This is a genomic window from Leminorella grimontii ATCC 33999 = DSM 5078 (genome assembly GCF_000439085.1).
Classification (GTDB): Bacteria; Pseudomonadota; Gammaproteobacteria; order Enterobacterales; family Enterobacteriaceae; genus Leminorella; species Leminorella grimontii.
Window position 1 is genome coordinate 351508 of the sequence record NZ_AUUA01000001.1, and the last position, 25897, is coordinate 377404.

24 protein-coding genes, 1 pseudogene and 1 other annotated feature (1 of these 26 cut by a window edge) are annotated in these 25897 nt (G+C 54.0%); of the genes and pseudogenes, 12 read left to right on the forward strand and 13 right to left on the reverse strand.

What is annotated here, in order from left to right; translation table 11 throughout:
- Nucleotides 1-37: a sequence feature (His leader region), on the reverse strand (it extends 90 nt beyond the left edge of the window).
- A gap of 196 nt (nt 38-233) precedes the next feature.
- Entirely contained in the window at nt 234-866 is a 633-nt protein-coding gene (locus G544_RS0101655; protein WP_027272975.1) for a glycoside hydrolase family 19 protein, read from the reverse strand.
- 383 nt (nt 867-1249) lie between these two features.
- On the opposite strand from G544_RS0101655, the gene G544_RS0101660 reads away from it, so the two are divergent.
- Nucleotides 1250-2068 carry an SDR family oxidoreductase gene (locus G544_RS0101660; RefSeq protein WP_027272976.1) on the forward strand — a complete coding sequence of 273 codons (819 nt, stop codon included), beginning with the start codon at nt 1250-1252 and terminating at the stop codon, nt 2066-2068.
- Nucleotides 2069-2107: 39 nt separating this feature from the next.
- Here G544_RS0101660 and G544_RS0101665 read toward each other — a convergent pair whose 3' ends face one another.
- The 6 genes from G544_RS0101665 to G544_RS0101690 all read right to left on the reverse strand — a co-directional run bounded on the left by G544_RS0101665 (nt 2108) and on the right by G544_RS0101690 (nt 8992).
- Nucleotides 2108-4843, reverse strand: coding sequence for an autotransporter outer membrane beta-barrel domain-containing protein (locus G544_RS0101665; RefSeq protein ID WP_027272977.1), 2736 nt, complete (start codon nt 4841-4843; stop codon nt 2108-2110).
- Between the two features lie 531 nt (nt 4844-5374).
- Nucleotides 5375-6040, reverse strand: a complete 666-nt coding sequence (artM, locus tag G544_RS0101670) for an arginine ABC transporter permease ArtM (RefSeq protein WP_027272978.1) — start codon at nt 6038-6040, stop codon at nt 5375-5377.
- Nucleotides 6041-6042: 2 nt separating this feature from the next.
- The gene (gene artQ, locus G544_RS0101675; protein WP_027272979.1) at nt 6043-6744 is read right to left on the reverse strand and encodes an arginine ABC transporter permease ArtQ; all 702 of its coding nucleotides are present in this window, start codon (nt 6742-6744) and stop codon (nt 6043-6045) included.
- Nucleotides 6745-6756: 12 nt separating this feature from the next.
- Nucleotides 6757-7488: an arginine ABC transporter substrate-binding protein gene (gene artJ / locus G544_RS0101680; protein ID WP_027272980.1), complete on the reverse strand. Its 732-nt coding sequence runs from the start codon at nt 7486-7488 to the stop codon at nt 6757-6759.
- Between the two features lie 17 nt (nt 7489-7505).
- On the reverse strand, nt 7506-8234 hold the full coding sequence (gene artP / locus G544_RS0101685; protein WP_027272981.1) for an arginine ABC transporter ATP-binding protein ArtP: 729 nt from the start codon (nt 8232-8234) through the stop codon (nt 7506-7508).
- A 167-nt stretch (nt 8235-8401) separates the two neighbouring features.
- Nucleotides 8402-8992, reverse strand: a complete 591-nt coding sequence (locus G544_RS0101690; RefSeq protein WP_027272982.1) for a phosphatase PAP2 family protein — start codon at nt 8990-8992, stop codon at nt 8402-8404.
- 296 nt (nt 8993-9288) lie between these two features.
- On the opposite strand from G544_RS0101690, the gene nikR reads away from it, so the two are divergent.
- Nucleotides 9289-9771, forward strand: coding sequence for a nickel-responsive transcriptional regulator NikR (nikR, locus tag G544_RS0101695; RefSeq protein ID WP_027272983.1), 483 nt, complete (start codon nt 9289-9291; stop codon nt 9769-9771).
- Nucleotides 9772-9805: 34 nt separating this feature from the next.
- On the forward strand, nt 9806-10720 hold the full coding sequence (locus G544_RS19715; protein ID WP_051155523.1) for a tetratricopeptide repeat protein: 915 nt from the start codon (nt 9806-9808) through the stop codon (nt 10718-10720).
- 58 nt (nt 10721-10778) lie between these two features.
- Here G544_RS19715 and yqhD read toward each other — a convergent pair whose 3' ends face one another.
- The gene (gene yqhD / locus G544_RS0101705; RefSeq protein ID WP_027272984.1) at nt 10779-11936 is read right to left on the reverse strand and encodes an alcohol dehydrogenase; all 1158 of its coding nucleotides are present in this window, start codon (nt 11934-11936) and stop codon (nt 10779-10781) included.
- A 232-nt stretch (nt 11937-12168) separates the two neighbouring features.
- Here yqhD and G544_RS0101710 point away from each other — a divergent pair, with 232 nt between their 5' ends.
- Nucleotides 12169-12381 (forward strand): YccJ family protein, encoded by a 213-nt coding sequence (locus G544_RS0101710; protein ID WP_027272985.1) that lies wholly within the window; start codon nt 12169-12171, stop codon nt 12379-12381.
- A gap of 48 nt (nt 12382-12429) precedes the next feature.
- On the opposite strand, the gene ade is transcribed toward G544_RS0101710, so the two are convergent.
- The 3 genes from ade to G544_RS0101725 all read right to left on the reverse strand — a co-directional run bounded on the left by ade (nt 12430) and on the right by G544_RS0101725 (nt 17373).
- The gene (ade, locus tag G544_RS0101715; RefSeq protein WP_027272986.1) at nt 12430-14169 is read right to left on the reverse strand and encodes an adenine deaminase; all 1740 of its coding nucleotides are present in this window, start codon (nt 14167-14169) and stop codon (nt 12430-12432) included.
- A gap of 70 nt (nt 14170-14239) precedes the next feature.
- Nucleotides 14240-16045, reverse strand: coding sequence for an adenine deaminase (locus G544_RS0101720; protein WP_027272987.1), 1806 nt, complete (start codon nt 16043-16045; stop codon nt 14240-14242).
- A gap of 17 nt (nt 16046-16062) precedes the next feature.
- Nucleotides 16063-17373 carry an NCS2 family permease gene (locus tag G544_RS0101725; protein WP_027272988.1) on the reverse strand — a complete coding sequence of 437 codons (1311 nt, stop codon included), beginning with the start codon at nt 17371-17373 and terminating at the stop codon, nt 16063-16065.
- A 339-nt stretch (nt 17374-17712) separates the two neighbouring features.
- Between G544_RS0101725 and G544_RS0101735 the strand changes: the two genes are divergently transcribed.
- The gene (locus G544_RS0101735; RefSeq protein WP_245614579.1) at nt 17713-18603 is read left to right on the forward strand and encodes a VanW family protein; all 891 of its coding nucleotides are present in this window, start codon (nt 17713-17715) and stop codon (nt 18601-18603) included.
- A gap of 46 nt (nt 18604-18649) precedes the next feature.
- On the opposite strand, the pseudogene G544_RS0101740 reads toward G544_RS0101735, so the two are convergent.
- A pseudogene (locus tag G544_RS0101740) lies at nt 18650-18859 on the reverse strand (2-hydroxymuconate tautomerase family protein); the annotation flags it as partial.
- Between the two features lie 164 nt (nt 18860-19023).
- Between G544_RS0101740 and G544_RS0101745 the strand changes: the two are divergent.
- From G544_RS0101745 to cobT, 5 genes are read left to right on the forward strand one after another with little or no spacing between them, the layout of a single operon-like run.
- Nucleotides 19024-20571 carry a cobyric acid synthase gene (locus G544_RS0101745; RefSeq protein WP_027272992.1) on the forward strand — a complete coding sequence of 516 codons (1548 nt, stop codon included), beginning with the start codon at nt 19024-19026 and terminating at the stop codon, nt 20569-20571.
- Nucleotides 20568-21128 (forward strand): bifunctional adenosylcobinamide kinase/adenosylcobinamide-phosphate guanylyltransferase, encoded by a 561-nt coding sequence (gene cobU / locus G544_RS0101750; RefSeq protein WP_027272993.1) that lies wholly within the window; start codon nt 20568-20570, stop codon nt 21126-21128. The genes G544_RS0101745 and cobU overlap by 4 nt, the downstream gene beginning before the upstream one ends.
- A gap of 5 nt (nt 21129-21133) precedes the next feature.
- On the forward strand, nt 21134-21886 hold the full coding sequence (gene cobS, locus G544_RS0101755) for an adenosylcobinamide-GDP ribazoletransferase (protein WP_036023052.1): 753 nt from the start codon (nt 21134-21136) through the stop codon (nt 21884-21886).
- Nucleotides 21887-21889: 3 nt separating this feature from the next.
- Nucleotides 21890-22498, forward strand: coding sequence for a histidine phosphatase family protein (locus tag G544_RS0101760; protein ID WP_027272995.1), 609 nt, complete (start codon nt 21890-21892; stop codon nt 22496-22498).
- Nucleotides 22499-22520: 22 nt separating this feature from the next.
- Nucleotides 22521-23570, forward strand: coding sequence for a nicotinate-nucleotide--dimethylbenzimidazole phosphoribosyltransferase (gene cobT / locus G544_RS0101765; RefSeq protein WP_027272996.1), 1050 nt, complete (start codon nt 22521-22523; stop codon nt 23568-23570).
- Nucleotides 23571-23806: 236 nt separating this feature from the next.
- Here cobT and G544_RS0101770 read toward each other — a convergent pair whose 3' ends face one another.
- A complete protein-coding gene (locus G544_RS0101770; RefSeq protein ID WP_036023053.1) occupies nt 23807-24517 on the reverse strand; it encodes an autoinducer binding domain-containing protein in 711 nt (236 codons plus the stop codon).
- A 281-nt stretch (nt 24518-24798) separates the two neighbouring features.
- On the opposite strand from G544_RS0101770, the gene G544_RS21525 reads away from it, so the two are divergent.
- On the forward strand, nt 24799-25206 hold the full coding sequence (locus tag G544_RS21525) for a DUF4902 domain-containing protein (protein WP_071783227.1): 408 nt from the start codon (nt 24799-24801) through the stop codon (nt 25204-25206).
- A gap of 101 nt (nt 25207-25307) precedes the next feature.
- The gene (locus G544_RS0101780; protein WP_027272999.1) at nt 25308-25865 is read left to right on the forward strand and encodes an acyl-homoserine-lactone synthase; all 558 of its coding nucleotides are present in this window, start codon (nt 25308-25310) and stop codon (nt 25863-25865) included.
- Nucleotides 25866-25897: the final 32 nt, after the last annotated feature.

The window sequence follows — 25897 nt, forward strand, 5'->3', positions numbered from 1 at the left end:
TCGCCTGAAAGACTAGTCAGGGTGATGGTGATGATGGTGGTTGAACAAAACGCTGAACATGATTTTTTGCGCCTTTAAACGTAATAACGGGGTTAATAATTATGCACTGCCGATTAACCTACTCTATATCGCCCCATAATGGCAACCGTTTTTTTCATTCTTTTTATTTTTGTTTGGGTTAGCGCGTAAAAGAGGAACCGACTAGGGGGAACCGGGCGTTCCCCACGCCCGTTCTATTTAGTTGGGAGCAAAACGCTCTCGGCCAGCTTCCATCTTTTTATCCTGTCTTCCTGTCCGTTAAGGCCGCCATTGATAGCCTTGGTAATCTTGGTGAACTCTCCCTCGTCTGCAAACGCGTTTAGCTTCCTCGAGTCCCAATACCATCCGGCAGAGCGGGCGGCATATTCTTCCCATTCAAGCAGTTCTGGCTTGCTTATGAGGTCGACGCCCAAGCCTTTACCACAGTCAGCATAGTTATTTTTGAAGGTGATCTGGATTAGTCCCCGGCCTCTGAACTTCCAGCCTTCGTCTGCGCCGTTGCCATAACGATTGCCATAAACCAGATTGGCGATTTTTATCTGCCGCTCTTTAGGCACGGTTTTCTCTCGAGTCTGGCGGCCTAATTCGTTTCGCTGTGCTGGCGTAAGATATTTACTGAAAATGCTTAACCCGGAAACGCTGTAGTTAAAGCTTTCCGCTATTCTGGAAAAGCCTCCGGATTCATGGCCAACCTGCGCCAGAAACGCCGCCTGCCTTTGTGGCGTGGTTATTTTGAATTCATTCATAGCCGAAATAATGCTGGGATACCACCTGTCGGCTAAAGCGTCGCTGATGCCTGCCGCTTTCCTGAACTGGTCGCGAGTCATTGGATTTCCTCCATAATAGCCATTCTTAAGGGCTGTTAATAATTTATCTATATGAAAATATTTATGATTTATTCAGCCTTGATGCTTTTTCCTACCGTTTCAGCATATAGCGTTTGAACTTATATTTTGCGATGGAGTTCAAATGTACACAGGAAGAGTGACTAAATTTGGCATCGATTTTTGTCGTTAAATCAAATTGATACGTTAATCTTATAAAACGGAAGAAAGGAATGGGTGCGTTCTCACTTTAGGCCGCTCGTTAAAGGCGCCTGTTCTGTCCGCAATGTCATGTTATTGATTGAAAAACAGGGGATTTGTAGTTTAGAGGCTATAGTATATAAAATGAACTCATGGCCAACCAAAAACGAGACGGGCAACAGACGATGAAAACAATTTCAATTATTGGACTGGGGTGGCTCGGCATGCCGCTGGCACTGACTTTAATGGGGCAGGGATATCGCGTTGTCGGCAGCAAAACGACGGCGGACGGCGTGGAAGCGGCGCGGCTGTCGGGCATAGAGGCCTATCCGCTGGTCATGGAGCCCCAGCCCTTATGCGAAGAAGAGGACTGGCAGCAGCTGATGGCGTGCGACGTATTAATCATCACGCTTCCCGCGGGCAGGGATGAAGAGAGCGCACAGGCCTATCGGCAGTCCGTTCAGCTCTTGGTCGACGGCGCGCTAAGCCAGCGCGTGGGCCGGATTATTTTTATCAGCTCTACGTCGGTATACGGCCGTGAAGAGGGGGAAGTGACCGAAGCGTCGCCCAGGCATCCACAAACCGCCAGCGGCCGTGTGCTGGCTTCGCTGGAGGACTGGCTGCACGGTCTGCCCCATACGTCGGTAGACATTCTTCGCCCCGCAGGGTTGGTGGGGCCGGAGCGACATCCTGGGCGCTTTATGGCGGGTAGGCAGGAACTGCCGGAGGGTAACTGCGGCGTAAATCTAGTGCATCAGGAGGACGTGATGGCTGCCATCGCGCTGTTGCTGCGACAGGAGAACGGCAGCCGGATTTATAACCTGTGCGCGCCGGACCACCCCCGCAAGCGTGACTTCTATCCCGCCGCGGCGAAAAGCCTGGGGCTGGCCGAGCCGACCTTTACGCCGACGGAGAAAACCTCTTTGGGGCGTATCGTTAACGGGCAGGCGATTTGCCGCGAACTGGGGTTTGAATACCGCTTTCCGGATCCGATGAGAATGTAAGGCCGACGGGAAGACGGCCTTACGACGGGCGCTTTGGGATTAAAACGACCATGAACCGCCAACGCCGACGGCCCACGGCGACTCTACGCCGCTGCCCTGCATATATCCTGCATCAACGTGCAGCGACAGGCTCGGCGTTAGCCGCGCGTTGACGCCGAACTGATATACGCCGCGCGTGCCGCTGAGGTCGTTAACGAAGCGATCGTCATTGACCTTTACGTCGTTGCCGTTAGCAAACTCTTGAACCGCCGCAAGCTTTAAATAAGGAATAACGCTGGCGCTTTTCACGCTGAACTCATGCCCCACGTTGATGCCGCCTTCCGCCAACAGCGAGCGTTGGGCGTCTATGCGAGCCTGCATGCCGTTAGAGAGCCGATAGCGGCTGCTGTCAGTCATAAATCCAGTGATGGACAGATAGGGGGCGAAGTAGGTTTTACCCGCATAAAAGTATTTCCCACCCTGAACGCTTGCGCCGATCCCGCTGGAGTTGTAGCTGCCGTCGGCGGAAGCGCCGCTGGTCATTCTTGCGTTAACGTCGTTTTCAAATCGGTTGACCTTAACGATGCCGTCGAGATAGAAGCCGTCGTTGTGAAGGTAGCTGGTATAGGCGCCGATAGAATAGGCCGTGACGTCGCCGCTGCCCTGACGATCGAAATCGACGTCGGAGCGGCTATAGGAAAAGAATATGCCCTTGGTCAGTGCGCCGCTGTCGGTATCCAGGGTTGCGTCAGCGCCGACGGCGAGGCCGTTGAGATCCATATCGTAACCAGCGCCAGCGCCGCTGTTGACGCTGATTCGACGCGTAATATAGCTTCCCCATGCGTCAGCGCCGTGCGCATGCGTGCGCGTTTGGTCGAGGCGCGCTCGCACCGGATTTAGTTCGGTTTCAAATATCATCGGCGCCGTTGTCGCCATTGACAGCACCGCCGCCGTACTGGGCGTTATTGAAGGAGCTGGCGGTGTTAGAGGCGCAGGGGCGGGATCCGGAACTGAATCGCCGTCTGACGCGGGATCTGGCTCTGGCTGCGGCTCTGGCGTCGGAGCCGGGGGCGCGTAGGCCGTCAGCGTCCAGGCGCCGTTTCCATCACCCACAAGCCGGTATTGGTAGGTCCCCAGATCGACAGCGGCTCCGGCGTTAGCCAGCGTAAAATCGGCGTTTCCTCCGCCGGTTTTAACCAGCAAAAGGCCTGCGTCTGAGGTAGGGCTTACGCCGGTATCGGCGACGTGAACGCCGAAGCTCCCGTTGGCCTGGCCGGTGACCTTCAGCAGGTTGCCCCGCAGGCCGGCCAGGCTGGTGTTCATTATGAATTGCCCCGAGCCGCTCAGGCTATCGAGCGTCAGGGTGGCGTAATTTGCAGGCGTATTGCCGCTCTTCGGTTGCATAAAGACGATGCGTCCTCCGTTAAGCGTTACTGCGTTTAACGCATGAGTCACCGTGAAAGCGCCGTCGCTGAGATAAATGGCGCCGGAGTCGGATACCGTAAAGTTTGCTCCCAGCGCGTTGATGCCGGATGACAGGTTGAGCGTCCCGCCTTCGTTCACCGCGAAGTGGCCGAGCAGGGTAGACGTACTTTCGGGCGCTGAGGGGTCTGCGGTGACAAACATTGCGCCGCCGATCTCGGCGTCCGTCAGCGTACCTGAATAAACGTCGGCGCGGCCGCCGTCGTTAACCGTAAGGTGAGAGGACGATGCGCTCAACGTACCGCCAAGCGAGTACGAGCCGCTGTTCACCACGGTGTTGACGTCTTGGCCTGAAACATTGCGCATGATGCCGCCGTTAATGACGATGCCGTTTGCCGTACCCTGTGTTATTTGCAGGCTGCCGCCGTTAACCGTACTGTCTTTAATCGAGGCCGTCGCGCTGTTAACGTCGGCGCGGCCCTGAATGTTCCAGCCCGCGGCTACCGCGTCTTTATACAGCGTAGCGCCTCCCCCAGATTCGATGACGGCATCATAGGAGGTGGCTATTCTGTTGTCGACTGCGTTTCCCGTCGCTGTATACTGGCCGCCGGATTTAATAACCGTCGCATTGTCTACAGCGCCGCTATTGTTCATCACGCCGTAGACGATGGAACCGTTAGCCGTACCGTATTGCGTTCCGGCAGTATCCCAGGAAAATTCTTTATGGGTGTCGTATTTGACGGTAAGAACGCCGCCGACGTTAACCGTGCTGCCGTTGCTGGTTCCGCCATTGTCCACCGTTTGTCTGCCGTTTGCGTTTATGACGGCGTTGTTGGAAATAGCGCTGTTTTTCCAGCCGTAGTCCGTGGTGGTGCCTGTTTCAAGCAGGCCGCCTGCGTTGACAACGGTGTCGTAATCAATGCCGAAGCGGTTAACCAGCTGGGCTGCGTTTGATAGTACGGCGTTGTGAAGCTGGCCGGCCGCATAGGGATTCGTTGCGCCGCCTTGACCCGCGTTAACGATGACCTTTCCTCCCGTCGCCGTAATTCCGTTGAGCACGCCGTTAATCTGCACCATTCCACCGTTCAGGATGACTTCATTTGAAGTTCCACCTGCATAAATACTCTGCTGGCCTGCGTTAATGGTCGTATTGTTGGCGACGCCTCCGGTTTGGATAGACTGCGTGCCCATCATAATCGTCGTGTCGTTGGCCGTACCGTGTACGTTCTGGACTGCGTTTGTGCTTCCGGTAATGGTCTCACCGTAAACCGTAGCGCCTTTAGCGACGGTGGCGGTATAGGCTAATGCGGGGCATTCAAAGAGTATTGAACTTATGGCAATAGATAATAAAACGGGTTTTGTTTTCAGGTTCATATAATGACTAAAGAATAATTCCATTAAATAATAACTTGTCATCCGGCCGAATTTAAAAATAAAACCTTAACGCTCAATGTGTTAATTGAACGCTTTTATTAATAAATTTTGGGGCCTTTATCCTGCTGTGGAAGCGCCGCGAGAGCAGCCTTAGCATGGGCGAATTATACTTATTTATGCTGTGTTGTCTCTTTGTGTTGGATGTTTACCAGTATATCTATGTAACCAATCGTTAATGGCAGTGTGAGTTAATGAATGGATTAGTCCATTTTTGGATTTGTATTTTTTTTGTTTTATTTAAGTGAATTGAATTGAGATTTATTTTTTAATGCGTTTGATATTTTATTAATTCATTTTGTTTGAATTAATAAAAATAACTCTTTATGAGTATTTCCGTTTAATGAAAAGTAGGACGGATAAAAAATACGATGACGTTTCGGATGTGCCGATCGTATAGGAGAGGCGCTTAAAATAACGGCCCGGAACAGGGTTCAGGGCCGTTAGCGGGGGGAAGATAAACCGAAAAACTATCTAACGTTGTTCAAACGCCAGCGCTTTTTTCTCAATCACGCGCATCATCAGCGTTAGCCCGCCGTTGACGCACAGGTAGATAAGGCCCGCCGCGCCGTAAACCATCACGTCATAGGTGCGGCCATACATCAGCTGGCTGTAGCCCATGACGTCCATCATCGTGATGGTGAATGCCAGAGAGGTGCTTTTGAACACCAGCACGACTTCGTTGGAATAGGACGACAGCGCGCGCTTAAAGGCGTAGGGCAGCAGGATGCGCAGCGTTTGCCCGCGAGACATCCCAAGCGCATGGCAAGATTGCCACTGGCCGTCGGGAATCGCCTTGATGGCGCCGTGAAACAGCAGTGTCGAGTAGGCCGCGCTGTTAAGCGCCAGCGCCACTATAGCGCAAAGCCAGGGCTGAGATATTATGAGCCAAAGCTTGGGATAGTCCTGTAGGCTTTCGAACTGACCGGGGCCGTAATAAATAAGAAAGATTTGTACCAGCAGCGGCGTTCCGGTGAACAGCGCGATGTAGCCTTTGACCAGCTGAGTTATCACCGGCGTTTTTAGCGTGAGTACGACGGTGAACAGCAGTGCTAAAAACAGGGCGAGAACCAGTGAAATCAGCGTGAGCAGCAGGCTGACGTGCAGGCCTTGCAGGACGTCGGGTAAATATTTCAACATGGTTACGCCCTCCGCTCAAAGCGGACGATCCGCCGTTCTATATAGGCCAAAAGGCGCTGGCTTATGAGCGTAATGACCAGATAAATCAGCATGGCGATGATGAACCAGTTGAAGGGTTCCTGAGTGCGGATAGCAATGCTTTTGGTTTGCATCATCAGATCGTTAACGCTGATAAGCGACACCAGCGCCGTATCCTTTAGCAGCACCAGCCACTGGTTGCCTAATCCGGGCAGGGCGTGGCGCCACATCTGGGGCATGATTAGGCGAAAGAAGATCGCCGCCTTACTTAGCCCCAGCGCCTGACCCGATTCCCACTGGCCGCGCGGAACGGCCTTAAGCGCGCCGCGAAGCGTCTGCGAGCCGTAGGCGGCGTACAGCAGAGAAAGGGCGATAACCCCGCACAGGAAGGGGCTAACGTCGAAGTTTTCAATCTCAACCTGAACGGTGACGCCAAACAGCGTGAAGCCGTCGGCCAGCGTGATTAAAAGCTGCGATGCGCCAAAGTAGATAAACAGCACGACCAGTATCTCGGGCAGGCCGCGCAGCACCGTGACGATTACCGTGGCGATAAGCGCGACGACGCGCACGCGCGCCAGTTCCCAGACGGCGAACAGCATGGCCAGCGCCAGTCCTAATACCAGCGAACAAACGGCAAGGCCAACGGTCATGCCGGTGGCGCTTGCTAGGGGCAGTATTTCATTCATCTATGGGCTTACTTACTTTTGAAACCATTTATCATAAATAGCCTGGTAGGTGCCGTTTTGCTTAATTTTTTCCAGCGCCCCGTTTAGCTTATCGCGAAGGTCCGTGTTCTTTTGGTTGACCGCGATAGCGAAACCGGTGCCAAAGTAGGTGTTGTCATTGATCTTGTCGCCGACGGTTTCAAGGTCGTCGTTTTTCTTCAGCCACTCGGCGACGACGGCGGTATCGCCGAAGACGGCGTTAACGCGGCCGCTTTTTAGGTCAAGAATGGCGTTTTGATAGCTGTCATAGGCAACGGGAGTCATCTCGGTGTGCTTGTCCAGCAGGTACTTCTGATGAGTTGTACCGTTTTGCATACCTACGCGCTGGCCTTTCAGCGCGTCAATGCTGGCGACCTTGCCCTTGATAGCAATAAACTGCGCGGAGTTGTCATAGTAGGTATTAGTGAACGCAACCTGCTGTTGGCGCTCCGGTGTGACGTCCATTGCGGCGATCGTGGCGTCAAAACGGCGGAACTTCAGGCCGGGGACCAGGCTGTCAAAACCTTGGTGGGTAAAGGTGCATTCCGCCTGAAGTTCTTTACACAGCGCGTTAGCCAGGTCGATATCAAACCCCTGAATTTGGTTATTGGCATCCATAAACTCAAACGGAGGGTAGGAGGCTTCGGTTGCAAAGCGAATTTTTTCCGCAGCGGCGGCGGAGAGGCTCATTCCGGCGATTAGCGTAGCGATCAGCAGTTTTTTCATAACGAGCTCCAGAGAATTTAGTGAGAAAGATATCCGGCAAACGCCTCGGTTTGCGGGTGGGTAAACGCCTGGGCGTCGCCGTATTCGACAATGTGCCCCTGCTCCATATAGACGACGCGGCTGGCGGTCTTCTTGGCGAATTCCACTTCGTGAGTCACGATAACCTGAGTAATGCCAGTATCGGCCAGTTCGCGAATAATGCTAACAACCTGTGCGGTGATTTCTGGGTCCAACGCCGCGGTGGGTTCGTCAAACAGCAGAATTTGCGGTTCCATCATCAGCGCCCGCGCAATGGCGACGCGCTGCTGTTGGCCGCCGGAAAGGTGTAAAGGATAGCGTGCGCTAAATTCACCCAGCCGCAGGCGGGCTAACAGCTTTTCCGCTCGATTGATGGCTACGTCTTTAGACAGGCCAAGCACGCGGCAGGGCGCTTCAATCAGGTTTTGCATTACCGTCAGATGGGGCCACAGGTTATATTGCTGAAACACCATACCGACGTTACGGCGTAACTCGCGAATGGCGCCTTCAGAAGGCGGCACGCTGAAGTTAAAGTCGTTGCCGGCAATGGAAAGCTGGCCTGAACGCGGCATTTCCAGCAGGTTAAGCACGCGAATCAGCGAGCTCTTGCCGGCGCCGCTCGGGCCAAGCAGAACCAGCGTTTCACCGCTTGGGCAGTCTAACGAGATGTCAAACAGCGCCTGATGGTTGCCGTAGAAGCAGTTAATGTTTTTTAAGTGAATACTCATGCGACATTAATGAATAGTAATGAATGCGGTAATGGTATCGTCGACGGGATGGGGATGCAATCAAAGCCGGATAAATTTTATTGCTATTTGATGAAAAGCGGTCTTTAGGAAACGGACGGTATGAAAGAAATAACGGCAGCCAACGACGCGGCCGCCGATAAAGAAGGTTACATAATCAGGCAGTGGATCTCATAAGCAGCCCAGCCCAGCGCGGCGCCTGCCGGCAGGTCGAGGAGGTAATGCTGCTTGGTAAAGGTGCACGAAAGGGCTATAAGCACCGGGAACAGGAATACCCACGGGCCTAACGTACCGTAAGCCAGCAGCGCGGTCAGCGTAGCGACGGAAACGTGCATGCTGGGGAAGCAGTTGGATGAATCGTCAAACTTCTGAACGAACAGCAGGAATTTTTCCGACCAGCTTTTGCCGGTGTTGATGCTCCGCCAGTGCTTGGGCGTTGAAACCGGGAACAGGGAGAAGAACGTCATCTGCATCACCAACAGGATGATGTAGCTAAAGACTATCATGATGAAGTGGCGAGAGTCTTCTACGATCCAGTTGATATAAAGAATGGCCGGATAGTAAAGAAAGCTGTAAATCCACGACCACCAGGGCCAAAAAGGGATTTTTTCATCAATGGTGGAGTTGAATTCACGTGGCTTAACCAGCATGTGTCGTTGGGTGAAAAAGTAAAACTGATAAACGCCAACGATCAGAATTCCGCTAAGTATTAAGTGAATAGCATAATCAATGGGACTCACGGGTTATTCCTTTAACTTGATTTAATGTTATAGAGCCGAGTAGATCCGACGATGGTATATAAATCCTCGGAACTTGGGTATTAAAATCCCTTAAATGGAGAAATAAAGAAACGTGTTATTTGTTTCAAAATATAAAAATTGTTTATATTTACAATAGGTTAATTTTTGTAACATGAGTCGCTCATTTTTATGCCGCTGTAAACGCGACAAATAGGGTTCGAACCTCGACGGCCCCGGCGGCAAAGGCTATGATATCCGTTACTTTATGACGGTTCCCTACGGCAGGAGGAACGGAAATGCAGCGCATTACGATTTCTATCGATGACGATCTGATGGAAGAGATTGATAACATCATCAAGAAAAAGAACTATCAGAATCGCTCAGAGGCTATTCGCGATTTAGCGCGTGCGGGCATTCAGCACTCGTCCTCTGCGGTAGAGGGGAATCCGCCCTGCGTGGGCGCACTGGTGTATGTATACGATCATGAATCCAGAGAGCTCTCCAAGCGGCTGACGCGTACCTTCCATGAGCAACACGATCTGACGCTGGCCAGCCTGCACGTGCACCTCGATCACGGCAGCTGTATGGAAGTGTCGATGCTAAAAGGCGAAGCCGATCGGGTTAGCCAGCTGGCGGAGCAGGTGATCACCGAGCGCGGCGTCAGGTACGGCAAGCTTATTTTAGTGCCGGACAACACCGGCGGACACGAGCATTCTCATCACGGACATTCCCATTCTCACCATCATCATGAGCACGATGTGCCTGAGGCTGACGACTAGGAACGTTGGCTGTTTCTATAAGGACTGTAGAACTATGATCTTTCTCTCTTCTATTGCAGCGCGTGGCTTCAAACACGTGGCCGCCGCGCTGGCGCTTATTGGTGCGTTGCTGAGCTTTTGCTCGTCGGCGCAAGAAACGCTGGATGAACTACAGCGTCAGGCCGATCTGGGAAGCCCCGTCGCACAGTACAACCTGGCGCTGAAATATCGTCACGGAGAGGGCGTTGCGCAAGACGACGTGCGGGCAGTTGAATGGTATCGAAAGGCGGCGCAACAGGGATATGTCGACGCACAGTACAACCTCGCGATTATGTACCGCAAGGGGGTGGGCGTTGAGCAAAACAATGAGCAGGCGGCTGAATGGTACCGAAAAGCGGCCGAGCAGGGAGATTCGTATGCCCAATTTAACCTCGGGCTGATGTTCCGGCGCGGGACTGGCGTGGTACAGGATGACGTTGAGGCCGTAAAGTGGTATCGAAAGGCGGCCGAGCAGGGACTTGGACGGGCGCAAAGCAATTTGGGCTTTATGTATGAAAATGGGTATGGCGTTGAGAAGGATGAGGTCATGGCGGCAGAGCTGTATCGCAAAGCTGCCGAACAGGGGACTATCGACGCTCAGTATAATCTCGGCGGGCTTTATAGCAGCGGCCGCGGCGTCCCCAAAAGCGACAGGTTGTCGATGATGTGGTATCTCAAAGCGGCGGAACAGGGTGATACCGACTCTTGTTACAATGTTGGCATTTGTTACTACAACGGAAGAGGCGTAGACAAAGATTACGCACAGGCCTACGTCTGGTTCTCGCTGGCGGCCCAGAGCGGAGATGAAGACGCATTGACGATGGTTAAGCGCTGTGAAGAAAAGATGACGGCGGATGAGCTGAGTAAGGCGAAGGCCGCGCTTGCCGAGGCGTCGAAAAGGGCTAATAACGGCGCGAAGGGCACTGAATAAATAACAACGCCGCCGAGGATAACCCAGGCGGCGTTTCTTTTACACTTCGCTTATGCCTTTAGCGAGCCGCCTCATAAATCTTCCGGCTCTCTTCCAGCGTAACGTCGCGTCGTTCCCCGAGCTGGGTCATGCCGTGCTCTTCCAGCTTTTTCACCAGCGCCGGGATGGTGCTGCCGTCCAGGCCGTAGTCGGAAAGGCGGGTCGGTGCGCCCATCTGCTGGAAAAATTTCTCCGTCGCCTTAATGGCGGCCTCGATGCGCTCGTCTTCGGTCCCGGTATCAATTCCCCAGACGCGCTCGGCATACTGCAGCAGTTTTTCCCACTTCTGGGCCTTTCTCGCCCGGAGCATTGACGGCAGCACGATGGCCAGCGTCTGTGCGTGGTCAAGGCCGTGCATGGCGGTCAGCTCGTGGCCCAGCATGTGGGTCGCCCAGTCTTGTGGTACGCCGGCGCCGATTAGCCCGTTAAGCGCCATCGTTGCGCTCCACATGATGTTGGCGCGCACCGCGTAGTTTTCCGGCTCTTTCAGCGCCTTGGGGCCTTCTTCAATCAGCGTGAGCAAAAGCCCTTCTGCAAAGCGGTCCTGCACTTTGGCGTCAACCGGGTAAGTCAGGTACTGCTCGACGGTGTGGATAAACGCGTCCACTACGCCGTTAGCGACCTGACGCGGCGGCAGGGTGTAGGTGGTCAGCGGATCCAGAATGGCGAAGCGCGGCAGCACGTAGGGGGAATGAAAGGCCTGCTTGTCGCCGGTTTCTCTACGGCTGATGACTGCGCCGCTGTTCATTTCGGAACCTGTTGCCGGTAGCGTCAGTACGCTGCCGATGGGCAGCGCGTCGGCCACCTTTCTTCCGCCGCTGCTGATAATGTCCCAGGTGTCGCCGGCATATTTTGCCGCCGCGGCGATAAACTTGGTGCCGTCCAGCACGGAGCCGCCGCCGACCGCCAGCAGATAGTCTACCTTGTTGTTATGAACCGCTTCCACGGCCTTCATCAGCGTTTCATAGGCCGGGTTAGGCTCAATGCCGCCGAACTCGAACAGCTGGTAGCCTTCCAGCGCGCGATGGACCTGATCGAGCACGCCGTTGCGCTTGATGCTGCCGCCGCCGTAGGTAATCAGTACGCGGGCGTCAGCAGGAATAAGCTTGGGAAGCTGGGCTATCTGCCCTTGGCCAAAGACGACTTTCGTGGCGAGATGAAGCGTGAAGTTATTCATACGATAGGCTCCCTGATGGAGAAAAGGTGATAAGGCACGGGGTGTCCATAGTGGATTTTATGCCTTTGATAGTACGTTGACTGCCACAAAGTATGGGGGTCGGCAGGTGGAATTTCAATGTCGAAAGGTGGCTTTTTCCTAAGGAAAGCATGTTATGCCCGTGCAAATTCCGCTGATTGGGCAATACTTTATAGGGGTACATCCTAACTATGATTTTTCAGGAGAAGATGGAATGCCGAATACCAACGTTAAAGAATGGGCCAAAGTACGCGAAACCTCGATTGAGATAGCGGAGGCCATTTTCGAACTGGCGAATAATGATGAAATAAAGGCTCAGCAAATTTGGGAAGAGGGCGTAGATGAAGTGCTGCCGCTGGCCTTCAGTAAAACCAAGGCTGACGTGCTCTATTGGGGTGAAGAAACCGTCGAACGTAAAAACGTTTAACGCCTGAATCCTTAAGGGCCGCCGGCATGTGTCGGCGGCCTTTTCGCTTTAATCCGCCAGAGAAACTTCGACCGGTTGGAACTTAACCACGTCAAACAGCCCGTTGGACGTTAACTTGAGCTGCGGGATCACCGGCAGCGTCATAAATACCAGCGTCATCAGCGGCTGGATTTCTTTGTTAATGCCAAACTCATTGCTTGCAAGCAGCAGCATGCGCTCGATTTGCTCGGCCACTTCCTGCGCGCTTTTGTCCGACATCAGACCGCCTACCGGCAGCGGCAGGTGCGCTAAAATCTTGCCCGCTCGGCACAGCGTAAAGCCGCCGCCCATCGCCTCAACGTCTTTAACCGCTGCCAGCATGTCAGCATCGTTATCGCCGACGACCACGATGTTGTGGGAGTCATGCGCGACGGAAACTGCGATTGCGCCGTTCTTAAGGCCGTAATCGGCCAGAATGCCCAGCCCCATGTTGCCGGTAGCGTGGTGGCGCTCAATGACCGCCAGCTTGTTGAGGCCGGGATTACGTTCGCAGGTGAACTGACTCCGCTCGTCAAGATTGACCTCCATCGACAGGCCTTTAGTGACGACGCTCTTGGGGATAACGCCGATAACGCGGGCCTGACGGCTGGTTAACGTTAGCTGGAAGTCTGCCTCGCAAAGCGGCGCCAGGCGTACGGTGTTTAGCACGGCGTCGGAAACGTAGTTGGGCAGCTCGACCAGCATTTTACCGTCGCGGGCGACTTCCTTACCGGCGGTCAGCACGTGTTTGGCGCTGAAGTTCTTTAGGTCGTCGACGATAAGAATATCCGCATCATAGCCCGGCGCCAGCGCGCCTTTGCCGCGCAGGCGGAAGCACTCGGCGGCGTTCAGAGTCGCCATGGTGATGGCCAGCATCGGATCCAGACCCGCCTCGACCGCCAGGCGCAGGTTTTTATTGATGTGCCCGGTAGTCAGAATGTCGGACGGCTCGCGGTCATCGGTACACATCACGCAGCGGCGGGCGTTGGCCGGGGTGATTTCCGGCAGCAGGTTGAGCAGGTCTTTGCAGGTTGAGCCTTCGCGCAGCAAGATATACATCCCCAGCCGCAGGCGGGCTATCATTTCTTCGCGATGGCTGCATTCGTGGTCGGTCATGATGCCGGCCATCGCGTAGGCGGTCAGGTCTTTGCCCTTGACGCCGGGGCTGTGGCCATCAATCACTCGGTCATGGCGCTTGGCCATCATGAGTTTTTCCATCATCGACGGCGCGTGGTTGATGACGCTGGGGTAGTCCATCACTTCGCCAAGGCCGAGAATGCCGTCTTCGTCGATAAGTTTGACCAGATCTTCCGCTTCAAGCACGGCGCCTGCCTGCTCAAACGGCGTAGCGGGTACGCAGGAGGGCAGCATGACCTTCACGTTCAGGGGAAGCTCGCGGGAAGCGTCCAGCATGTAGCGAATGCCGTCAAGGCCGCAGACGTTGGCGATTTCATGCGGATCGGCAATGATGGTGGTGGTGCCGTGAGGCAAAATGCAGCGGGCGAACTGCGGCGGCGTCAGGGAGGAGGACTCGATGTGCACGTGGCCGTCGATAAGGCCCGGCATTACGTAGCCGCCTTTGGCGTCGAGAATCTCTTTGGCTTCGTAGTCGCCACAGCCGACGACTTTACCACAGCCGATGGCCAGCGGGCCGTCTATCAGCGTTTGGTTGAATACGTCGACGACTTTACAGTTAACGATAAGCAGGTCTGCGGGAATGCGGCCCGCAGCCATATCTATCAGGGTTGCCAGCTGGTCTTTATCGCTCACGGTGTACCTCGGGGAATGCGTGTAGAATTTGCGGCGCACCCAGGCGCGCCGCGGTTAAAACAAATGATGATTAGTGCTTGTGCAGCTTGCCGTGGCTGCAGCCGCAGCGTAAGACCGGGTCGAAGGTCTTTTGCTGGTGGAAGTCAATCACGCCCAGATCGGTAATGGCATAGTCCGGAATGGCGGTAATCTGTAGACAGCACATGTAGAACAGCGGGTCAGGCAGATCGCAGCCCAGCTCGCGGGCAATTTGCAACAGCTTCTCTTCTTCTGCCGCCATGACCTCCGGCTCAAGGTCGGACACGATACCGCAAATGGGCAGCGGCAGGAAGCCAAGAATGTTACCGTCGCGAACGATAACCTGACCGCCGCCGTTCTCCGCTAAATGGTTTATCGCCAGCGCCATATCTTCCGAGTTGGTTCCGATGCAGATGACGTTGTTGTCGTCAGGCGCGCAGGAGCTCGCCATCGCGCCGGCCTTTAGCTTCCAGCCGGAGCAGAAGCCGACCGCCGGCTTAGTGCTGGTTTTGCCGAAGCGCTCGACCACGGTAGCATACAGCACGTCGTTGGCGACGTCCGGCATGACTACGCCGTCAACCACGTCCAGCTCGACGTTGCGGCCCTTGCGAACGAACGGCACGTTGAAGTCGACGTCCAGCGACAGGGCGTGAACGCGCGGCGCGTCGAGCGTCGTGCGCACCTTCATGTCGGCGGCCGCGACCGGCTTAAGCTTCATGCTTTGCAGCAGCGTGGCGCTGCGAACCGGAGGCTGGAGATCGTAGGCCATCTTGCCGCCTTCTACCGTAAGCTTGCCTTTAGCGATCACGGTATCGATGTTGAATTCGCGCAGGTCTTCTACCAGCAGGATGTCGGCGAAGCGCCCCGGAGAGATGGAGCCGACCAGGTGGTCTATACGGTAGGCCTCTGCCGAGTTGATAGAGCCCATCTGGATGGCCGTAATGGGGTCTACGCCGCAGGAAATCGCCATGCGGATAAGCTTGTCCATGTGGCCGTTAGTCATAATGTCGGAGGCGATGACGTCGTCGGTACAGAAGCTGACGCGGCGAGAGATACGCGGATTCAGATGCGTCACGATCTTCATGTTTTCACGCATGAAGTGGGAGATGGAGGATTCGCGGATCAGCACGTACATGCCTTTGCGCACTTTCTCCATCATCTCCTGATGATCGTAGCTTTCGTGGTCCAGACGCAGGCCAGCGCACAGGACGGAGTTCAGCTTCTTGCCGCGGGTCATCGGCGCGCAGCCGAATACAGGCAGGCGGTTTTCGCGCGCCAGCTCAATGGCCTTCATCACGTCGTCGTGCTGGTTTTCTACGAACTCGGATACGGTTTCCCATACGCCGAACACTTCCGGCCACTTTTGTACTTCGCGGTGGGTTTCAGCCGTGACGTTAAAGCCGACGTTGCTTTGGGGCAGGGTGTAGGGCGTGATGAACGGCAGCCCCCAGAATACCTTCAGCGGGCCTTGGTCGATTTCGTCAAGCACTTCGCGAATGCCCTCAAGCCCGGACGTGACAACGTACTGATCCAGACCGGAAATAATGCTGGTGGTGCCGTGTGGTACTACCGCCTTGGCGAAGCTGGTCATGGAGAGCTTGCTGCATTCGATGTGCAGGTGGCCGTCGATAAGCCCGGGGACCAGATACTTGCCCTTGGCGTCGATGCGCTGGGTATTAGGGCCGATATAGTCGGACACATCGCCGGTGGCGACGATTTGCGAGCGATAGATAGCCACGTCGGCCGGATAGATTTCCGCAGAGTTTACGTTGACCAACTGGCCGTTGCAGATAACCAGATCCGCAGCGCGCTTGGCGGCGCCGGCGTCGATCATTTCACGTAAGTCTTCTTGTAACATGCCTGATACTCCAGTTTTTATAAAAAGATGTAGCGTCCTAAGAACAAAAGGGTCATTACCGCGGTGCAGGCGGAGACTTCACGCCAGCGCCCGGTACCGAGTTTCATAAACGAGTAGACGACGAAGCCTGCGGCGATCCCTTCGGTAATGGTGAAGCTAAACGGCATCATTACGGTCGCAACGAAGGCCGGGACCGACTCGGTCAGGTCGTTCCAGTCAATGCGGGTCAGGTCGGACATCATCAACACGCCGATGTAAATCAGGGCGCCGGCGGTCGCGTAGGCGGGCACCATTTCCGCCAGCGGCGAGAAAAAAATCGCCAGCAGGAACAGCACGCCGACGCCGACCGCCATCAGGCCGGTACGGCCGCCGACAACGACGCCGGAGGTGCTTTCGATATAGGCGGTCACCGCAGACGTGCCCATAAAGGCGCCGCCGACGGAGCTCAGGCTGTCAATGCACAGGGACTTTTGCTGATTCGGGTAGCAGCCTTTTTCATCGGCCAGGCCCGCTTTATCGGTGACGGCGATAAGCGTACCGGAGGATTCGAACAGATTAATCAGCATCACAGAGATGATGATGCCCGCCAGCGTCATATTGAGCGCGCCGCTCAGATCGAGCTGGCCGACGACCGGGGAGATATCCGGCGGGACGCTCAGCACGCCTTTGTATTGTACGTCGCCCAAAAGCCAGCCGATAAACGTGACGACGGCGAAGGAAATCAGCACCGCCGCGTGCAGGCCGCGATAGGCAAGAACGGCAATCAAGAGAAAGCCCAGGCTGCCCAGCGCGAAGGGGATGGACTTGACGTTGCCGATGGTGACCATAGTGTCGGGGTTAGCGACGATGATGCCGGCATTATGAAGTCCGATCAGCGCAATGAGCAGGCCGCATCCGCTGCCGATGCCGATACGCAGCGAGAGGGGAATATTCGATACCATCCAGTAGCGAACGCGGAATATGGACAGCAGGAAAAAGCCGACCGCGCCGAGAAAGACAATCGTCATCCCGGTTTGCCAAGCAAGCCCCATACCGGCGACCAGCACGTAGGCAAAGTAGGCGTTGATGCCCATGCCCGGCGCTACGGCTATCGGAAGGTTGGCGATAAAGCCCATCAGAATGCAACCCACGGCGGTGATAAGCGCGGTGGTAACGAACACGGCCTTCATGTCCATGCCGGCGGCGCCGAGGATCTGCGGGTTGACGAAAATCACGTAAACCATCGTGATGAAGGTAGTAAAGCTGGCGATAAGTTCGGTTCTTACCGTTGTGCCGTGTTCTTCGAGCTTGAACAGGCGCTGTAAAAGCGAACGCTTTGGCTTGATCATGGATACGCTGCTTGCGACATCGGCCACTTTTTTTCTCCGTAGGCTGTTTGAACCGGGTGTGCTATTTCCCTGATTTCAGAGGCCTTAAAAAAGAAAAATGCCGCTACACATAGTGTAGCGGCACGACCGTAATCAGGGAGATTAAGTTTTTATAAAACCAACCAAAAGGACGGTTTTCATCGTTTTTTTATCTTCTGCGCGTAGCATAGCAAACGTTTTCGTAAAAATGCAAACGTTTGCTTTCAGTTTATGAGATAGATGTCTGAAGATGCTATGAAACAATTTGATGTATAAGACATTATTTCTTTTTGAAACAAAGAACCGCGCCAAAAAGGAGATTTGACCGGCGTACTTCATGCCCAGCACACAAACGTCGGCCAGTATGCCTCACCGCTTCCCGTTAATGGACTAACGCCCGTGCGCAAACCGCTGTCTTCTTATCATCCCGTACTTTATCGGCTAAGGGTCGAACAGCGCAGGCTGTTTCGGCGGTTAAGCTGGCGCTTCTCCTCTCGCCGGTATGCAAGCCGCATCGATCCCAATCGCCTTGAATATCGCTTTATCAAGCATACGTCCAAGCTTATCCGCAGGCTGGGAGACTGCGACATGGCGTTGCAGCATAACAAAGTAATTAACCTGCGCCTGGCGACGGCAGCGACCAGCGGCATCGTTATCGGCCCCGGTGAGTACTTTTCTTTCTGTAAACTGGTAGGGAAGCCCACCCGCAGCCGCGGCTTTGTGGAAGGCATGGAGCTGTCGTTTGGCGAAGCGAGGAGCGGCGTCGGCGGCGGAATTTGCCAGTTAAGCAACCTGATTCACTGGATGGCGCTGCATTCGCCGCTGAAGGTGGTTGAGCGAGCCAATCACAGCTTCGATCCTTTCCCTGACGAAGGGCGCATTTTGCCGTTTGGCTCCGGCGCCGCCATTTTTTATAACTATATCGATTTGGTGCTCTATAACCCAACGCAAGACACCTTCCAACTGGTGTTTAACGTCGCCGAACATCAGTTGGAGGGCGAGCTGCTGTGTACCGTGCAAAGAGACGTTAAATATCACGTTTATCAAAAGGAACACCGGTTCGTGCGCGAAGGGAAGGCGGTGTATCGTCACAACGAGATCTGGCGGGACATATCAACCAAAGGGCAGGATCCGCAGATCCTGACGTCAGAGCGCCTGTACCACAATCGCGTCATCGTTAAGTATTCGGTTGATGACGCGATGCTTTCCTGAAACCGCCGCGCTTGCGCGAGGTCGAGAAAGCGCGACGGTGGTTAACTCAGCGCGGGATTTTTCTTAGCTCGGTAACGGGAACGCCGCCGATACCCCAGTTGTCGGTATCGACCTCGTCAATCACGACGACGGTCGTGGCCGGATTTTTATTCAGCACGTCCACCAAAAGCTGGGTGACGCCTTCTATCAACTGCTTTTTCTGTTCCTGAGTTGCGCCTTCGCGCGTGATTTTGATGTTAACGTAGGGCATGAAAAGGCTCCGTTTAGTTGTATAACACTTTCTTTTGAAGTATGACTAAGGAGGTCGCGTTTCTCCATAGCTGGCTGTGTCAGTTGGGCGGTAGCGCAAAAAACGGTATTCTAACGTTGAGACCACGCTTTCATTTTGTATTTTTCTTAGCGCAAGGGTAGCCGCTTTTTATGACCTTATCCATCATGTTGCAGGGAACCGCGTCGGACGTTGGTAAGAGCGTCTTGACCGCAGGCCTGTGCCGTATTTTCCGACAGGATGGCCTTCGCGTTGCGCCGTTTAAATCGCAAAATATGGCGCTGAATTCAGGCATTACGGCCAGCGGGGAAGAAATGGGGCGAGCCCAGATCTTTCAGGCCGAAGCCGCAGGCATTGCCCCCGACGTGCGAATGAACCCCATATTGCTTAAGCCGACCAGCGACTGTCGGGCCCAGGTTGTGCTGATGGGGAAAGCGCTTAGCGATATGGAAGCCCAAAGCTACCACCAGAGCAAACCGCGCCTGATGGAAATCGTTGAACGGGCCTACCGCAGCCTGGCGGATGAATTCGACGCAATCGTAATCGAAGGCGCAGGCAGCCCGGCGGAGATCAACCTGCGCGAAGGCGATCTGGTCAATATGGGGCTGGCCGAGCGAGTCGATGCACCGGTTATTTTAGTCGCCGATATCGATCGCGGCGGCGTTTTTGCCGCCATTTACGGCACGCTGGCTTTGCTGTCGGAAGAGGAACGCACCAGAATTAAGGGCGTTATTATCAATAAGTTTCGAGGCGACATCGCACTGCTGGCGCCCGGCGTTGACGCCATTGAAAAGCTGACCGGCGTACCGGTACTGGGCGTAATGCCGTTTATGACGCTGTCTTTGGAAGACGAGGACAGTGTAGGCGTTAGCCAAAACAAGTACCGGCAACTGCGGCGAGCCAAAGGCGAAGAGCTGGACGTTGCCGTCATTCACCTGCCGTATATGTCTAACTTCACCGATTTTAATGCACTGGCCGCTCAGCCTGACGTCCTTTTGCGCTATGTGGCGCGCGGAGAGACGATTGGTTATCCGGATCTGCTGATTATTCCCGGAAGTAAAAATACGATAGGGGATCTGAACTATCTGCACGACAGCGGATTGGCGGATGAGGTACGCAGGCTTTCTACGCTCGGCGTACCGATCGTGGGCATTTGCGGCGGCTATCAGATGCTGGGGCGGCGCGTATTCGACGGCGTGGAGTCCGGCATTGAGGAATGCGAGGGGCTGGGGCTGCTGCCGATTGAGACGCGTTTTTTCCCGCAGAAAACGACGGCGCAGGTGAGTGCCACAATTGATTCACCGAAGGGAACGGGCATTTTTTCCTCGTTTGGTGAAATCCCTATTACCGGTTATGAAATTCACATGGGGCAGACGGTGGGCTGTGCGCCCTTATCTTCATTCTGCCGCCTGAACGCCCGTAACGGAGCGGCCGTTTGCGAGACGGACGGCGCGATAAACGCGGAAGGCAACGTGATGGGCAGCTATCTGCACGGCCTGTTTGACGAAGGGCCGTTTGCCAGAACGTTGCTCAACCGGCTTCGACTGCGCAAGGGGCTCGCGCCGCTTGCGCAGGATAGCGGCTTTAGCGCCTTCAAAGAGCAGGAGTACGAAAGGCTGGCGCGCCAGATGCGCGCCAGCATCGATATCGAACGGATCTATCGTATTATGCGACAAACCGCCGCGGTGGAGCGGTTATGATTTTGATTACCGGCGGAGCCCGAAGCGGAAAGAGCAAAACGGCGGAGCGACTGGCTAACGAAGCGGCTGCAAGGCTCGGCCGAGACGTACTGTATATCGCGACCGCGCTGCCTACTGATGAAGAGATGGCGGAAAGGATTGCTCGCCACAGGCGGTCAAGGCCGCAGGGATGGCATACTTATGAAGGCCATAGCCGGTTGGGCGATGCGGTGCGCGAACGGTCAAATACCCATTCGGTTATCCTTTTGGAATGCGTGACGACCCTGCTGACGAACCTGCTGTTTGACTGGGCGGACGGGCGAGATCCGCAGTCGTTGGACTACGGGGCTCTGGAGCGCTGGCTGGCGGTTGAAATTGACGATCTGCTGGAGGCTTGCCGTACGGTGGACGGCGAGGTGATTATTGTCACTAACGAACTGGGGTGGGGCGTCGTACCGGATAATACGCTGTCGCGGCGGTTTATCGACATCGCCGGGCGAGTAAACCAAAAGATGGCGGAACGGGCGGACGAGGTCTACCTGACGGTGTCCGGCATCGAGGTAAAAATAAAGGGCTAATTATCATGAGAGCATTCTTCAGGCTGTTTTTACTGTCGCTACAGTTTCTTACTCGAATCCCCGTTCCAGGGCGCTATACCGATCCGGTCCCGCTCGCTGACTATCGCCAAATGATTAAAGCGTTTCCCCTCGCAGGACTGGTTGTCGGCCTGTGCAGCGCGTTTGTGTTTTCAATCACTCAACTGTGGTGGGGGAACCTGCTGGCGGCGGCCTTTGCGGTGCTTACCGTCGCAATGATAACCGGCGCTTTCCACTTGGACGGCCTAGCGGATACGGCTGACGGCATTTTCTCTTCCCGCCCCAGGGAACGCATGTTGGAAATTATGCGCGACAGCCGTATCGGCACGCAGGGCGCGCTGGCGCTGATTTTTAAGGTTGTGTTACACGTGCTGGCGATTTATCAGATAGCGGAAAGTAAACCTTCCGCTATCGGGCTACTGATTGCCGCGCCCGTGGTCGGGCGTTCGCTTGGCGCGTTGCTGATGTATCGGCAGCGCTATGCGAGAGAAAGCGGCATGGGAAATCTGTTTATCGGTAATATCAGCGCAGGTGAATTTTACACGGCGCTTATTTTGGGGGCGATGTTGACGTTCCTTTTCGCCGGTGGCTACGGCGTGCTGATGGCGGCGGCAAGCGGCGTTTTCCTGCTGGTGTATCGCGCCATGATTCAGAATAAGCTGGGCGGCCAAACCGGAGATACGGTGGGCGCCGGTATTGAAATTTCGGAACTGGTGTTCCTTTTGCTGATGGCGCACTGACGGATGCGGATTTACTTTGTGCGCCACGGCGAGACGCAGGTCAATCAACGCGGCGTTTATGCGGGCCTAACCGATTACGGACTTAATGAAAGCGGCGTAGAGCAGGGGAAGCGCTTGGCGAAAGCCATCGGCCACCTGCCGTTTGACGTCGCCGTTGCGAGCGGCCTGCGGCGAACCCGGCAGACGGCGTTTCTGATTGCGCCGGACGCGCGCTGTGAGCCGATTGAAGAATTCAACGAGATAGCCTTTGGCGAATGGGAAGACCGTCACTATCAGGAAATTGCGCTTAACGACGCAGAGAACTATGAAAAATGGTGCGCCGACTGGCAAAGCGTCGCGCCGCCTGCGGGCGAAAGCTTTGAGCATTTTTCCGCGCGTATTGCACAGACCTTTAGTGCATGGTTAAAACGGGCGGAAGAGGCCTCGTTCGAAACGGTGCTGTTCGTCGGGCACCAGGGTACGCTGCGCTGTATTCTTCTTTCCCTATTGAACATGCCGCCGGGCGCGTTCTGGCACTTCACCTTTTCTCATGGCGCTTACAGCGTCGTGGACATTCATCATGGGCACGCGGTTGTTCGTCAGCTAAACGTTGACGCCTTACCGCACGCTTAACGCAACATGAAGGCGACCGTACATGCAAACGCTTAACCACATTATTAACGCGATTAACACACCGAGCGACGCCTGTGAAAAGGGGATGGCGGAACGCCTGAACGGCCTGGTTAAGCCGATTGGTAGCCTCGGAAGGCTGGAGTCGTTAGCCATTCAACTTAGTGGGATATCTCATACGCTTGCCCCCGCTTACCCACGTAAACAGATTATCGTAACGGCGGCCGATCATGGCGTATATGATGAGGACGTATCGAGCGCGCCACAGGTCGTTACCCGCATGCAAATGGTCAATATGGTTGAGGAAAAGGCGGGCGTAAACGTGTTGGCGAAGCAGGCCGGCGCGGAGGTGCTGTTGGTGGATACCGGCATCAAGGGCGATACGATTGACCGCGTGCTTGATTTTCGGGTTAGACAGGGAAGCGACAATATTGCGATGGGGCCAGCGATGCGGCGCGATGAGGCATATTGTTTAATCGAGCGGTGTGCGAACCTGGCTATTGCGCAGGTCGAGAAAGGCGTAAGCCTGATTGGCGTGGGCGAATTGGGGATGGCGAACACGACGCCGGCGGCGGCGATGGTTAGCGTTATGTGCCACGCCGCACCGGAGCTAACGGTGGGCGTCGGCGCTAATTTTCCCGAGCGGCGGTTGCAGCATAAGGTTGAGGTCGTGAACCGAGCGATAGCCGTTAATCGCCCGGATGCGCAGGACGGCGTTGACGTTCTGGCGAAGGTGGGGGGATTCGATCTCTGCGGCATGACTGGCGTCATTATCGGCGCGGCGGCAGCGGGCGTCCCCGTCGTTCTGGACGGATTTCTTTCCTATGCGGCGGCGCTGGCGGCGGTGAAAATTACGCCACGGGTCTATCCTTATTTAGTGCCGTCTCATTCTTCGGCTGAAAAAGGAACGCTGATTGCGTTAGCGGCGTTGAAACTGCACCCGGTGCTTAATATGGGTATGAGGCTGGGAGAAGGCAGCGGTGCGGCGCTGATGTTTCCTATTATTGATGCTGCGTGCGCAATTCCTGCAAACATGGGAACGCTGGCGTCGGGTGATATCGCACTGTCCAAGTAGCCATGCATTATTGGGCGAATGCCCAATAAGTGGGGAAAAAAATTCACCTTTCTGCCAATTGCGTTTTGAGGGTTTTAATTAATTTATTATTTTTATTGATTTATTCGATCGATTCGATCGTTATAATTAATAATATAGATTATTATGCTATTTTGTTTGGGCGGGCGTGAGAGTCCGTAGGAATATTTTGATCCCGATAATGGAAAAGAGTTTTTCTTTTTCGGCAATAAGGCGCCTTAAAGAAGATTAAGTACTAACGCTTTTACCGCCGCCGCGGTTTTATTTGGAACGGATAGTTTCTTAATAATATTGTTTATATGGAAATTAACGGTTCTGTCGCTGATAGACATAACGATAGCAATCTCATTTGACGTTTTGCCTTCCGCAGTCCAGCGCAGAATATCTTTCTCGCGCTTGGTGAGCTGATAGTCGGTTTCACCATTTTCCAGCGGCATTAAATAATCGGACAGACGGGCATGGGCTATCTGGGAAAGCCAGATAAGAGAAGGCGCATGGACTAACAGACTTTTGGCGTCCATATGGTTGTTTGCGCTGGCGAAGGAAAGCATGCCGATACGGCCAAAGGCATCTTTCTGGGATTGCGACATGCCATAATTGATACCAAAGGCTTTCGCCTCTTCCCAAAATATGGGAGCTTCCTTGTGGATGCTTTCCTCCCACAAAAAGGCTTGGGTAGAGCGCAGGCCGTGATGTACGGTAGGGTCGATCTCAAAATAGTTATTTAGCTGGTACGTCAAGTTCCAGTCGTCTGGATAATTATTTATCACGTGGGTCTTATTAGACGAAACGGGATAGGTAGATCTAACGCCATAAGCGCAATACTCGAATCCCAAATTCTGCGCCGCTTTTTGAAGCGTAGAGAAAAATGCATCCTTACTTTTAGACTTTGATAGGCTCTCATAAGTCTTATATAAATTGATTTTCAATATCAGTCCTTTTGTAGCTGTACAGGCGGTAGGCCAAAGAGAAACGCCAAACGCCATTATATTATAACCGATATAGCCAATGTGTTACTTACTCTATAGGTAGTATAAGTATTGTGCAAATTCACAAAACTGGTTTTACATATTCTCGACGGTAATAATTGAACGAGTGACATATTAAGGTTACTAGCATACTAATATCATAATTGAGAGCTGTAAACGAAGGAAGTTACAATAGTCACATTTGTTATGTAGGATCTCAGCAAACCGTAGGAGAGAGTTCATTGGAGAGTCAGCGAGAGGTGGAACAGAGAGGATGTGGGCTGGATTGCCGCGTATATATCAACGTGGATGATTTTTACAACCTTCAGTTCTCTCATCTGTATTCTGCCGCCTATGAAGAACCAGAATGGTTGCATTCTACAGGAGGCGTTGTTACAACGATTGGCGGCTATACGGAGTGGGTCAGCGGCGATTCCCCAACAGTATCTCTTGGATGGGACTGGGAGCTGCGCTATGAAAACGCAGTCTGTAGATTTGTAAAATCCGGCCCGGTGTTTAGCAACGTAGCCTTTCAACGATATGAAGGCGAAGGGCTTATCCTTTGTGATGAAGAATACCTGCAGCGAGTTTTGACCAGTAAGCTTGATACGATGAGATGGGAGCACGAAATATTTCATCATATCACCTGATAATTGCGATTTATAGCTAGTAAAACTGTCAGGTTACCATTGGTAATGCGATGTTATTAATATGTTTTTTCCCAACAGTTAATAATATTGGAGCATTTACAATGGAATTTTTAACCGGTTCTACAAGCACACTACCCCGCGGTTTAGAACATGAACTGGCCGCCTATCGGTATCGCGTTTTTGTCGAAAAATTGGGCTGGGAACTGGACACCCCGGTCGGATACGAAAGGGATCAGTTTGATAAGCCCGATACCATTTACGTTGTAGCCAGAAATGAAAAGAAAGAGATCGTCGGATGTTCAAGACTTCTACCTACCAGCGAACCTTATCTTCTCAGCGAAGTTTTCCCCCAGCTGCTTAACGGCAATCCACCTCCTCATTCCCCCTTCATCTGGGAGATATCGCGCTTTTCCGCACTGGATTTGAATGCGCCAAGTTTAGAAAAGCAGAAAGGGAGCCTTTCTTCAACGGTAGCCGCAGGGCTATTAAAGGCATCGGTTGACTATTTGGCAAGGTATAACATCACGACCATCGTTACCGTTTCACCGCTGGCGGTCGAGCGGCTGATCAGGGGATTAGGTTACAAGGTACACCGGGGCGGGGCTCCGGTGAAGGTCGACGGCCAACCGGTTATCGCCTGCATTATTGATTTAACTTAACGAGGTATTTTTAAGTCGTTTTTCGATAGCCA